Genomic DNA, 11,851 nt, shown 5'->3' on the forward strand with positions numbered 1-11,851 from the left:
TCGGGCCGGACTGCGCGGTGGCCGGCGCGGGCTACGGTCGGACCATGACCGATCAGCACCCGGCGCTCTCCCTGCGTGGCCTGGCCAAGCGGTTCGACACCAAGGTCGCGGTGGCGGGCGTCGACCTGGCCGTGCCGACCGGCTCGTTCTACGGCCTGCTCGGCCCGAACGGGGCCGGCAAGACCACGACCCTCTCCATGGCCGTCGGCCTGCTGCGGCCCGACGCCGGCGAGGCGCGGGTGCTCGGGTACGACGTCTGGGCCGATCCGGTACGCGCCAAGAGCCTGCTCGGCGTGATGCCGGACGGGGTCCGCCTCTTCGACCGGCTCAGCGGGGCGGAGCTGCTGGCGTACCACGGTCTGCTGCGGGGCATGGACCCGAAGGTGGTCGACCAGCGGGCGGCGGAGCTGCTCGACGTGCTGGCGCTCTCCGACGCCGGCCGCACGCTGGTGGTCGACTACTCGGCCGGCATGAAGAAGAAGATCGGCCTGGCCTGCGCGCTGCTGCACGGCCCGCGCCTGCTGGTGCTCGACGAGCCGTTCGAGGCCGTCGACCCGGTGTCGGCGGCGCTGATCCGGGACATCCTGCACCGCTACGTGACCGGTGGCGGCACGGTGATCTTCTCCAGCCACGTGATGGAGGTGGTCGAGCGGCTCTGCTCCCACGTGGCCATCCTGGCCGACGGCCGGATCAAGCGGGTGGGCACGCTGGGCGAGGTGCGCGGCGACCGGTCGCTGGAGGAGGTCTTCGTCGAGGTGGTCGGCGGCCGGACCGCGACCGGTGAGGAGTTGTCGTGGCTGTCCCGGTGACCGCCGTCGAACCGCCGGCCCGGGCCGTCTCGCCCCGGCACTTCGTCCGGCTCAAGCTGCGGGTGCTGGGCAACAACTTCCGCGGCCAGGCGTGGCGGATCGCGCTGTTCGTGCTGGGCGTCCTGTTCGGGCTCTGGTTCGCCGGGGTCGGGTTCTTCCTGCTGGCCGCGCCGGGCCTGGCCGGCGAGTCCCGGTACGCGCTGATGGCCGCCGCGTTCGGCGGCGGCGTGCTGACGCTCGGCTGGCTGCTCCTGCCCCTCGTCTTCTTCGGCGTGGACGAGACGCTGGACCCGGCCCGGTTCGCGCTGCTCCCGCTCTCCCGCCGCACCCTGGTCACCGGCCTGCTCGCCGCCGCGCTGGTGAGCGTGCCGGCACTGGCCACCGTGGTCACGGTGGCCGGGCTGGTGGTCACCGCCGGCGCGCTGGGCGGATGGTCGGCCGCGCTGGTCGGCACGCTCGGGGCGCTCGGCGGGCTGCTGGTCTGCGTGGCCGGGGCGCGCGCGGTGACCAGTGCGTTCGCCACCATGCTGCGCTCCCGCCGGGTGCGGGACCTGGCCGCGGTGCTGCTCGCGGTGCTGGCCGCGTTGCTCGGGCCGTTGCAGCTGTTCGTGGTCGCCGCCGTGCAGCAGGCCGACTGGGACCGGTTGACCGGGGTGGCCCGGGTGGTCGGCTGGACGCCGTTCGGCGCGCCCTGGACCGCCGGCGTCGACGTGGCCGAGGGCCGGGCCGGCGCGGCGGTGGCGAAGCTGCTGATCACGGCCGCGACGCTCGGCGTACTCCTGCTCTGGTGGTCGCGGTCGCTGGAGTCGGCGATGGTGGGCGCGGCGAGCGCGGGGCCGGCCCGCGCGCCGCGGGGCGCGGTCGGCGGCGCGGTCGCGCAGCTCTTTCCCCGCGCGGTCGGCTGGACCCGGCGGGACCGGTTCGGCGCGCTGGTCGCCCGGGAGTGCCGCTACTGGTGGCGGGACGCCCGGCGGCGGGCCAACCTGATCACGGTCGCGGTGGTCGGCGTGTTCGTGCCGGTGATGGTCAACCTCGGCGGGGCCAGCTTCGTGGTCGAGGGCGGCGCGGCGTTCGGCGAGGCCACCGCCGACGCGAGCCCCGTGGTGGTCAGCCTCTCCATGGTCTTCGTCGGGGTGCTCGCGTCGGTGACGCTGGCCAACCAGTTCGGCTTCGACGGCAGCGGCTACGCGGCGAACGTGGTGGCCGGTGTGCCGGGGCGGGTGGAGCTGCGCGCCCGGATGGTCGCGTTCTCGCTCTACGTGGTGCCGATCCTGGTCGTGGTCGCGGTCGTGCTGGCCCTGGTGCTGGGTCGCCCGCAGTGGCTCGGCGTGATGGCCGGCGGGCTGTTCGCCGCGTACGGGTGCGGGTTGGCGATCAACGGGTTCATCTCGGTGCTGGGCGCCTACTCGCTGCCGGAGACGAGCAACCCGTTCGCCATGAACACCGGCGCGGGGATCGCGAAGAGCATGTTCACGCTGCTCTCCATGGTCGCCTCGACGGTGGCGGCGGTGCCGTTCGTGGTGGCCGCCGCGCTGCTCGGCGACGTCTGGCTCTGGCTGGCGCTGCCGCTCGGCCTGGCGTACGGGGCGGGGGCCGCGCTGCTCGGCGCGTACCTGGCCGGGGACGCGCTCGACCGCCGGCAGCCGGAGCTGCTGGCCGCGGTCACGCCGAGGCGCTGATGCCGGTCGTCGAGGCGGTCACCACGGTTCCGGTCCCGCCGGACCTGGCGTTCGCCGTCTCGCAGACCGTGGCCCCGGTCCGCTACCGCTGGGACCCGTTCGTCCGCGAGCAGCACTTCGTCGACGGGGCGACCCGGCCGGGCCGGGGCGTGCGGACGTACACCCGCTCCCGGCACGGCCTGGTCATGGTCAGCGAGTACGTCTCCTGGGCTCCGCCGACGAACGTCGGGATGAAGATGGTGCGGGGGCCGTGGTTCTTCGAACGGTTCGGCGGCGGGTGGCGCTTCGCGCCCGGGCCGGACCCCGGCACCACGGTCGCCACCTGGCGGTACAACTTCCGCTGCCGCCCGGCGTTCCTCCGCCCGGTGGCCGACCGGATCGGCGTCTGGCTGCTCGGCCGGGACATCCGCCGCCGGATCGCCGGCTACGCGGCCGGCTGCGCCGACCCGGAGGTGCTGGCCGCCGCCCGCCGCGCGCTCGCCGAACCGGGCCCGGGGCCGGTCAGGGCCGGCGAGGACTGACGACTCCGTCCTGCCAGTGGGGGGCGCGGCCACCCGCTCCGCCCAGCCACACCGACAGTGGTCCCTGCTGCCGACCCATCGACCGACGCATCGCGTTGACCAGGTCCAGTTGCGCCCGGGCCGGCGCCGCCATCGCCCGCTCGAACTGCTCCTGGGACAGCGGCGCCGTGGTCGTGTCGACGCCGGCGGTGGCGTCCAGGAGCCCGTGCACCGCCCGACCGAACCTGTCGATCTCGGCGGCCACCGCTGGCGGTGCGACGAGGCTGGCCGACATCAGCGCGGCGCTCCACGCCCCCCAGTCGTAGTCCCAACCCGTACGCCCCAGGTGGGCGCGACGCAGGATCATCGTGAACGTGGCGTACTCCCGCAGCAGGTCCTGGTAGGCCACGAGCTGCCGGTCCCGTAGCCAGTGCCGGTCCTGGGCGCGGCGGGTGAGCATCCCGCCGGCGAGCACGCCGACGGTTGCCGAGAGCGCGCCACCGATGGTGGTCACGGCGATCTCCAGCAGTGCCACGGAGCCTCCCGGGCTCAGGTGGTGCGGCGCACGGCCGCGTAGACGTGGTGGCCGTCGCCGACGCTGAGCACGTTGACCAGCTCCCAGCCGTAGTTCGACAGGTGCTCGACCGCCTCCATGAGCGGCGGGAACCCGCTGCTGCCCCACTTGTGCCGGGCGATGACCATCAGGTGCTTGTACGGGTAGGCGCGCAGGTCGACCTGCCCGCCGAGGACAGCCTCGGCGGTGACCACCCGGTCCTGGGCGAGCTTCTGCGGTGGGACGAGAGCCATGCCGGCAGGGTAGGCCGATCAGTCCAGCTTCGCCCGCCGCAGGTGCGCGACCAGGGACCGCCAGGTGTCGGCGGTGAGGGTGAGGGTCGGGCCGGATCGGTCCTTGCTGTCCCGGACCAGCACCACCCCGGGAACGTTGTCCGCCACCTCGACACAGTTGCCGCCCGAGTCGGTCGATCGGGACGACGTGCGCCAGCAGGGCTCGTCGGAGGTCATGGCGTCACCTTCAACTTCCGGACCAGATCCAGGGATGCTCCTGTGGACAGCGATTCGCCGAGGAGGCTATCCCACTTCCGCTCGATCAAGCCGATTGTCTCCGGGTCGTCGACCACGTGTCCCCGCGCGGCATTCTCCAGGTAGAGCACCCGCTCGGAGTCCGCCAACTCGGCCAGCACGAAACCACCGCCGAGGCCGGCGTGCTCCCCGACCGCCAACGGCACGACGTGGAGTCGCACAGCCGGAAGCTCGGCGAGTTCCAGCAACCGGGCGAGCTGTCGGTCGAGTACCGCCGGTCCACCGACCGGCCTCCGGACCGCAGTCTCGTCCAGGAGAAAGACACAGTGCGGCGGTGCTTCCCGGTGCAGCAGTCGCTGCCGTTCCATCCGCAGGGCCACCAACTCCTCGATCACGGCCGGTGGGTGCAGACCGCCGGTGGAGACGACGGCGCGGGCGTACTCCTCGGTCTGGAGCAGACCCGGAACCAGGCACGCCTCGAACGCGCGCAACCTGACCGCCTGCTGCTCGTATCCCCGCCACGGCACGAACCATGACGGACCGCGCTCCTGATCGGCGGCCTTGAGCAGTTGCGCGAGGAGGCCGCCGGTGGTGAGGGCCTGGTCGGCGGCGACCGCGAACTCCATGGTCGGCCGGCGGCGGCCGGTCTCGATCGCGGCGACCGTCGACGGGCTCCAGCGAATGGTGGCCGCCAGCGCCTCCTGGGAGACGTCGGCCCCGGCCCGGGCGGCCTTCAACGCCCGGATCCACACCTCGATGTTCATCCTTACCTCTCCGGTAAGTACGTGACCGCGCTGCGTAGTAAGCCCTGGAATCCTCCCTCGCCGACACGGCCGAGTCCAGGGTGGAGGCACGCGGCCCGGCCGGTGGAGGCGACGACCCGGCGGCCGGTCCTGCGCCGGGTCGCCCCGACCACTCCCGGCCGGGGCGACCCCTTCCGGGAGGACGCCGATGCGGAACGAGCGCGGACGAACGAGGTACGGCTCCAGCCCCGTGCGGAGTCGGAGGCACCTGCCGATGCGGCCGGCGTGGCGGTGCCGGGCGTGCGGGGCGCCCTGGCCCTGCCAGCCGGCGCGGCTCGGGCTGCTGGTCGAGTTCCGGGGCGACCGGACGGCGTTGCTGTTCCACCTGGGCGGGTTGCTGGCCGAGGCGAACGCGCAGCTCACCGATGCCACCGACCTGCACCGGCGCTTCCTGGGCTGGGCCCGGGTCCGGGGCGGCACAATGTTTCACGTGAATCATGAGCCGGGTGCCGAGATCCACCACACCGATCCGTTCGCGGTGCCGGCCGGGCAGCGCTCGCCGGTACGCCGGCTGCGCGGCCGGCTGGCCGCCCCGGTGACGCTCTGGACCGCGCCCGGCCCGGCCGGGCTGACCGTCTCGTCCACGCTGGTGGCCGAGGGGGAGCCGGACCGGCTGCTCGGCCTGGTCGACCCGGAGTCGGACCTGTGGGCGACGGTCGAGGAGACCGGACGGTTCGCGGTCACGCCGCTGGGCCCGCACCACCGGCAGCTCGCCGACCGGTTCGCCGGCCTGTTCCCGTCGCCCGGCGGGCTGTTCGCACTCGACGCGTGGACCGAGACGCCGTACGGGCCGGTGCCGACGGACGCCGGCGGCTGGGTCGGCTGCCGGCTCGACACCGCCCGGGAGTACGGCTGGGCCCTCCTGGTCGAGGCCACCATAGAAGCGGTGGACCTCCCCCGCGACACCCCTCCACTGCTGCACTACCGGGGCCGCTACCGCGAGCTGACCGACTGACCCCGTCGATCATGAAGTTGGCGGTGACAAATCGGGCGTCCGCTGCCGTCAACTTCATGATCGACGCGGAAGGGGCGGACCGGTTAGCGGAGTGATGTGGGTCACTCGGCGCAGCGGGGGTGCCGTTCGGCGCAGGCGTCTGCCGGGGGTCGGCCGGGCCTTCCGGGGTGGGGAGCGCGCTCTCTAGCGTGCGCGGAAATTCCCCACGCCTGCGAAGGTGGTGATCCACAGATGTCCACGGACACACCCGCGTCCGCACCCTCCGAGTCGACGGCGGACCGGTACCTCGCCGTCCAACGGTCGGACGAGTTCGCCGGGTTGCGGCGCGCGCTGCGCGGCTTCATCTTCCCGATGACCGTCGCGTTCTTCCTGTGGTACGCGCTCTACGTCATCCTCTCCGCGTACGCGCGGGGATTCATGGGGACGAAGGTGATCGGCAACATCAACGTCGCCCTCATCTTCGGCCTGCTCCAGTTCGTCTCGACGTTCGTCATCGCCTGGCTCTACTCGCGGTTCGCCAACCGGCGGATCGACCCGGTCGCCGACCGGATCCGGGCCGAGATGGGGGAGGTGACCCATGAACACGGTCCTCGCGGCTGAGGCGGGCAGCACCACCGCCCGGAACCTCACCATCACGCTGTTCCTGGTGTTCGTGGCGATCACGCTCGCGATCACCGTCTGGGCCAGCCGGCAGACCAAGACCGCCACCGACTTCTACGCCGGCGGCCGGTCCTTCTCCGGTTTCCAGAACGGCATGGCGATCGGCGGCGACTACATGTCCGCGGCGTCCTTCCTGGGCATCGCCGGCATCATCGCCCTCTACGGGTACGACGGCTTCCTCTACTCGATCGGCTTCCTGGTCGCCTGGCTGGTGGCGCTGCTGCTCGTGGCCGAGCTGCTGCGCAACTCCGGCCGGTACACGATGGCCGACGTCCTGGCGTTCCGGATGCGGCAACGGCCGGTCCGGACGGCGGCGGCGGTCTCCACCATCACCGTGTCGATCTTCTACCTGCTGGCCCAGATGGTCGGCGCCGGCGCGCTGGTGGCCCTGCTGCTCGGCATCAAGCCCGGCACCACGTTCCTCGGCATGGACGCGGACACCGCGAAGGTCGCCACCATCATCCTGGTCGGCGCCCTGATGATCATCTACGTCACGGTGGGCGGCATGAAGGGCACCACCTACGTGCAGATCGTCAAGGCGTTCCTGCTGATGAGCGGCGCGCTGGTGATGACCCTGCTGGTGCTCGCCAAGTACAAGTTCAACCTGTCCTCGCTGCTCGGCGACGCGGCCGACGCCTCGGGGAAGGGAGCGGCCTTCCTCGAACCCGGGTTGCGCTACGGCGTGGAGACACCGGGCGACGCGCTGAAGACGTTCTACAGCAAGATGGACCTGCTCTCGCTGGGCATCGCGCTGGTGCTCGGCACGGCCGGCCTGCCGCACATCCTGATCCGCTTCTACACCGTGCCGACGGCGCGGGCGGCCCGCAAGAGCGTGCTCTGGGCGATCGGCATCATCGGCAGCTTCTACCTGCTCACGCTGGCCCTCGGCTTCGGCGCGGCGGCCATCGTCGGCGGCCAGGCGATCACCGCGCAGGACAAGGCCGGCAACACGGCCGCGCCGCAGCTCGCCGAGGCGCTGGGCGTGGACTTCCTCGGCGGGAGCCTGGGCGGCGCGACACTGCTGGCGATCATCGCAGCGGTCGCGTTCGCCACGATCCTCGCCGTGGTCGCCGGACTGACCCTGGCGTCGTCGTCCAGCCTGGCGCACGACTTCTACGCCAACGTCATCAAGAACGGGCAGGCGTCGGAGCGGCAGGAGGTGACCGTCGCCCGGGTTTCCGCGCTGGTGATCGGCGCGGTCTCGATCGTCCTGTCGATCTTCGCGCAGAGCCTGAACGTGGCGTTCCTGGTCGCGCTCGCGTTCGCGGTCGCCGCCTCCGGCAACCTGCCGGCGATCCTCTACAGCCTGTTCTGGAAGCGGTTCAACACCTCGGGCGCGGTCTGGGCGATCTACGGCGGCCTCGTCTCCGCGGTGCTGCTGGTGTTCTTCTCCCCGGTCGTCTCCGGGGCGCCGACGGCGATGTTCCCGGACCACGACTGGCACTGGTTCCCGCTGTCGAACCCGGGCATCATCTCGATCCCGATCGGCTTCCTGTGCGGCTGGCTCGGCACGATCCTGTCCAAGGAGAGCGACGACGACAAGTACGCCGAACTGGAGGTGCGCTCGCTGACCGGTGCCGGCGCGCACTGATCGACACGGTGGACAGGAGGGGCCCCCGTCATGGGCGGGGGCCCCTCCTCACCTGTATAGGCTGGCCGGCATGAAGGTCGCTCCCCGCTTCGGTGCCGGACACCGCATCCTCGTCACCGGCGGCGCCGGTTTCGTCCCGTCCCACCTGGTCGACCGGCTCGTCGAGCGCGGCTGCACGGTGGTGGTGCTGGACAACTTCGTCACCGGCTCCAAGGACAACCTGGTCCACCTGCTGGAGGAGCCGACCTTCACGCTGGTCGAGGCGGACATCTCGGACGGCCTGCCGACCGACCACCCGGCGGTGGCCGAGCGGTTCGACGCGATCCTGCACATGGCGTCGCCGGCCAGCCCCACCGACTTCGAGAAGCTGCCGGTGGAGATCCTCCGGGTCGGCTCGGTGGCCACCCTGGCACTGCTGGAGCGGGCCACCGCCGACGGCGCCCGGTTCCTGATGGCCTCCACCTCCGAGGCGTACGGGGACCCGAAGGAGCACCCGCAGCGCGAGACGTACTGGGGCAACGTCAACCCGATCGGCATCCGGAGCGTCTACGACGAGGCGAAGCGCTTCTCCGAGGCGGCCACCATGGCCTACCACCGCAGCCGGGGCACCGACACCGCGATCGTGCGGATCTTCAACACGTACGGCCCGCGGATGCGCCCGGACGACGGCCGCGCCATCCCGACCTTCATCTCCCAGGCGCTGCGCGGCGAGCCGATCACCGTGCACGGCACCGGTGACCAGACGCGCTCGATCTGTTACGTCGATGATCTGGTGCGCGGCATCCTGCTGCTGCTCGACTCGACGCAGACCGGCCCGATCAACTGCGGCACCGAGCACGAGATGTCGATGCGGCAACTCGCCGAGACGATCGTGTCACTCACCGGAAGCACGTCGGAAGTGAGCTACATCACTCGCGCCTCGGACGACCCGGAGATGCGCCGCCCCGATCTGACTCTCGCCCGCGAGCTGCTGGGATACGAGCCGACCGTGACGCCCGAAGACGGCCTCCGACGCACGATCGAGTACTTCCGCGGGCGGCTAGGGTACTGAACCCGACTGGCCGCCGGCTGACACCGGTGCGCGCCTGAGGGCGACGGTGGCCGGGCCGACCTACCCTCGGTTACATGTCAGCGACCTCGTCTGCCGGCGCCCCGCTCCCGCGTCCCCTGAACCGGGGTGCGGGCCGCGCCCAGGTTCCCGGCCCCGGCCGCGGCACCACCGCGCGTGCCCGCGCCACGGATGCCCGCTGGTACCCCTCAGCCGACGAGGCGCCCCGCTCGGGCGGCCCCGGCGGCCCGGTGGGACCGACCGGGCCTGGCGGATCCGGTGGCGGACCGGGCGGACCGGGTCGGCGCGGCCCCCGCCCGCGTTGGGGCCGGATCGGCCTGGTCGCCGGCATCGCGGTGCTCGTGCTGGCGCTGCTCGGCGGCGTCGGCGCCTGGCTCTACGCCCGCAACCTCGACGGCGACCTGGCCCGCACCGACCCGTTCTCCGAGATCACCGGCGGGCGGCCGGCGAAGCAGGTCGACGGCGCGCTGAACATCCTGCTCGTGGGCAGCGACTCCCGGGACCCGGACGCCCCGGTCGACGGCGCCGGCAAGTGGCGCGCGGACACCGTGATCGTCATGCACATCCCGGCCGACCACAAGAGCGCCTACCTGGTCTCCATTCCGCGCGACCTGTACGTGCCGATCCCGGAGAACGCGGGCGCGACCTGCGACTCCGGATCGCGCAACAAGATCAACGCGGCGTTCGCGTTCGGCGGCCTCCCACTCGCGGTCAAGACCGTGGAGTGCTTCACCGACGTACGGATCGACCACGTCATGGCGATCGACTTCGCCGGCTTCAAGGACGTCACGGACGCCCTGGGCGGGGTCGACCTCAAGGTGGAGCGGACGATCACCTCGATCCACAAGCCGTACCGGACGTTCACCAAGGGCGTGAACCACATGAACGGCGCCGAGGCGCTGGACTGGGTCCGGCAGCGCAAGCAGTTCCCCGACGGCGACTTCGCCCGGATGCGCCACCAGCAGGAGTTCCTCAAGGCGCTGATGGACAAGGCGGCGAGCACCGGGACGCTGAGCAACCCGAAGAAGCTGAACGACTTCCTCCAGGCGGTCACCGCCGCCGTCACGGTCGACCAGGGGTTCTCGTTGACCGACATGGCGGTGCAGTTCCGCAGCCTGCGCGGCGAGAACCTGACGTTCGTCACCAGCCCCAACCTGGGCGGCCAGACCATTGACGGCCAGTCGGTGGTGGTCTCCGACCGGGAGAAGGCGCTGGCGATGTACCAGGCGATCGTCGGGGACAAGATGGCCGAGTGGATGCGGGCCAACCAGAAGAGCGCGGGCGACTGACCCCACCGTGGGCGCCACAGCGGCCAACCGTCGTCCGGTCGCTCTCCCTCGCCCGTTCGGCCACAACTCGGGGAGATCGGCCGGTATTGACGGGAATAGCCGCCTCAGGAGGTCGCGAGAACGGGAACAGATACGTACAGTGGTCCCGCCCCCGATCATCGAGCTGGAGCACGCATGTCGGTCCAGACCAGCCGCCGCCCGCACTCACTGGAGCCCGGATCATCCGGGCGGGTCCCCCCGATCATCCCCACCCAGCCCGGCCCGGGTGGCCGCGGACCCGGTGGCGGGAAGAAGAAGCGCACCAAGCGCAAGGACCCGCTCTGGGCCAAGCTCACCCTGGTGCTCGGCGCCGTTCTGATGGTGACCAGCGGGGTCGCGATCGTCGGCAGCAAGGCCGTGATCGGCCAGGCGACCAACAACATCGCCCAGCGCAACCTGCTCGGCGAGGCGGGCAAGAGCGAGGCCGAGGGCGGCGCCAGCCTGGAGGGCCCGATCGACATGCTGCTGCTCGGCGTCGACGCCCGGGCGCGCTGGGCGGCCGACGACGTGCGGTCGGACACGATCATCATCCTGCACATCCCGGCCAGCCACGACCAGGCGTACCTGATCTCGATCCCGCGGGACACCGAGGCGCGCATTCCGGCGTTCAAGGACAGCGGCTACAAGGGCGGCACCGACAAGATCAACGCCGCCTTCTTCCACGGCGCGCAGAACGGCGGCGGCTGGGAGGGCGGCGCCCAGCTGATGGCCAAGACCATCAAGGGCATGACCGGGATCAGCTTCGACGGCGCCGCGATCATCAACTTCGGCGGGTTCAAGAACGTCATCGACGCGCTCGGCACCGTGCGGATCTGCGTCAGCCACGAGGTTCCCTCCCACCACATGTCGATGGTCGAGGGCAAGCCGATGTGGAACGCGGACGCGAAGAAGACCGGCAAGCCCTACAAGCCCGTGGTGCACAAGAAGGGCTGCCGGGAGATGGAGGGCTGGGAGGCGCTCGACTACTCCCGCCAGCGTTACGGCCTGCCGAACAGCGACTACGACCGGCAGCAGAACCAGCAGCAGCTGATCAAGGCGATGGCCAAGAAGGCCACCGAGGGCGGCATGCTGACCAACCCGATCAAGCTGAACTCGCTGATGAAGGCCGCCGGCAAGGCGTTCGTCCTGGACACCGGCGGCGTGCCGATCGCCGACTTCATCTTCACGCTCAAGAACCTGAGCGGCAACGACCTGGTCACCCTGCGCACCAACGGCGGGACGTTCGCCGGCAACGGCAACGGCCGGGAGACGTTCAACGAGACGACCATGGAGATGTTCCAGGCGGTCAAGAACGACAAACTGGCCGACTTCATCGTGGCCAACCCGACAGTCCTCTCCACCCGTAAATGACGGAAGCCGGCATCCGCCGGCCGATCCCCCCGTAGCCTGACGTGAGCGGGTCTCATGTCGCGACCA

The 11,851-nt window shown here is 71.5% G+C and carries 13 protein-coding genes; 9 read left to right on the forward strand and 4 right to left on the reverse strand.

What is annotated here, in order from left to right; translation table 11 throughout:
* Positions 1 to 44 precede the first annotated feature (44 nt).
* From COO58_RS25095 to COO58_RS25105, 3 genes are read left to right on the forward strand one after another with little or no spacing between them, the layout of a single operon-like run.
* Positions 45 to 809 (forward strand): ABC transporter ATP-binding protein, encoded by a 765-nt coding sequence (locus tag COO58_RS25095; RefSeq protein WP_091576792.1) that lies wholly within the window; start codon positions 45 to 47, stop codon positions 807 to 809.
* Complete coding sequence (locus COO58_RS25100) at positions 794 to 2,488, forward strand: ABC transporter permease (protein ID WP_091568020.1); 1,695 nt, start codon at positions 794 to 796, stop codon at positions 2,486 to 2,488. The genes COO58_RS25095 and COO58_RS25100 overlap by 16 nt, the downstream gene beginning before the upstream one ends.
* Positions 2,488 to 3,009: a type II toxin-antitoxin system RatA family toxin gene (locus COO58_RS25105; RefSeq protein WP_098747513.1), complete on the forward strand. Its 522-nt coding sequence runs from the start codon at positions 2,488 to 2,490 to the stop codon at positions 3,007 to 3,009. Before COO58_RS25100 ends, COO58_RS25105 begins: the two co-directional genes overlap by 1 nt.
* Here COO58_RS25105 and COO58_RS25110 read toward each other — a convergent pair.
* Genes COO58_RS25110 through COO58_RS25125 form a run of 4 tightly spaced genes read right to left on the reverse strand, consistent with a single transcriptional unit; the run spans position 2,990 to position 4,793 of the window.
* Positions 2,990 to 3,523 (reverse strand): hypothetical protein, encoded by a 534-nt coding sequence (locus COO58_RS25110; protein WP_098747515.1) that lies wholly within the window; start codon positions 3,521 to 3,523, stop codon positions 2,990 to 2,992. The genes COO58_RS25105 and COO58_RS25110 overlap by 20 nt on opposite strands.
* 14 nt (positions 3,524 to 3,537) lie before the next feature.
* Positions 3,538 to 3,795: a hypothetical protein gene (locus COO58_RS25115; RefSeq protein WP_091568006.1), complete on the reverse strand. Its 258-nt coding sequence runs from the start codon at positions 3,793 to 3,795 to the stop codon at positions 3,538 to 3,540.
* A gap of 18 nt (positions 3,796 to 3,813) precedes the next feature.
* Positions 3,814 to 4,011 (reverse strand): DUF397 domain-containing protein, encoded by a 198-nt coding sequence (locus COO58_RS25120; protein ID WP_098747516.1) that lies wholly within the window; start codon positions 4,009 to 4,011, stop codon positions 3,814 to 3,816.
* The gene (locus COO58_RS25125) at positions 4,008 to 4,793 is read right to left on the reverse strand and encodes a helix-turn-helix transcriptional regulator (protein ID WP_098747518.1); all 786 of its coding nucleotides are present in this window, start codon (positions 4,791 to 4,793) and stop codon (positions 4,008 to 4,010) included. Before COO58_RS25125 ends, COO58_RS25120 begins: the two co-directional genes overlap by 4 nt.
* Before the next feature lie 253 nt (positions 4,794 to 5,046).
* Here COO58_RS25125 and COO58_RS25130 point away from each other — a divergent pair, with 253 nt between their 5' ends.
* The 6 genes from COO58_RS25130 (at position 5,047) to COO58_RS25155 (ending at position 11,785) form a co-directional block, all read left to right on the forward strand.
* Positions 5,047 to 5,787 carry a flavin reductase family protein gene (locus COO58_RS25130; protein ID WP_098747519.1) on the forward strand — a complete coding sequence of 247 codons (741 nt, stop codon included), beginning with the start codon at positions 5,047 to 5,049 and terminating at the stop codon, positions 5,785 to 5,787.
* A gap of 231 nt (positions 5,788 to 6,018) precedes the next feature.
* On the forward strand, positions 6,019 to 6,387 hold the full coding sequence (locus tag COO58_RS25135; RefSeq protein WP_091567991.1) for a DUF485 domain-containing protein: 369 nt from the start codon (positions 6,019 to 6,021) through the stop codon (positions 6,385 to 6,387).
* Positions 6,365 to 8,038: a cation acetate symporter gene (locus COO58_RS25140; protein WP_098747521.1), complete on the forward strand. Its 1,674-nt coding sequence runs from the start codon at positions 6,365 to 6,367 to the stop codon at positions 8,036 to 8,038. The genes COO58_RS25135 and COO58_RS25140 overlap by 23 nt, the downstream gene beginning before the upstream one ends.
* A gap of 70 nt (positions 8,039 to 8,108) precedes the next feature.
* Entirely contained in the window at positions 8,109 to 9,089 is a 981-nt protein-coding gene (locus tag COO58_RS25145; RefSeq protein WP_091567981.1) for an NAD-dependent epimerase/dehydratase family protein, read from the forward strand.
* A 74-nt stretch (positions 9,090 to 9,163) separates the two neighbouring features.
* On the forward strand, positions 9,164 to 10,396 hold the full coding sequence (locus COO58_RS25150; RefSeq protein WP_091567977.1) for an LCP family protein: 1,233 nt from the start codon (positions 9,164 to 9,166) through the stop codon (positions 10,394 to 10,396).
* Between the two features lie 174 nt (positions 10,397 to 10,570).
* Positions 10,571 to 11,785, forward strand: coding sequence for an LCP family protein (locus tag COO58_RS25155; RefSeq protein WP_098747522.1), 1,215 nt, complete (start codon positions 10,571 to 10,573; stop codon positions 11,783 to 11,785).
* Positions 11,786 to 11,851: the final 66 nt, after the last annotated feature.

This window comes from Micromonospora sp. WMMA1996 (genome assembly GCF_002573675.1).
GTDB classification, from domain to species: Bacteria; Actinomycetota; Actinomycetes; order Mycobacteriales; family Micromonosporaceae; genus Micromonospora; species Micromonospora sediminicola.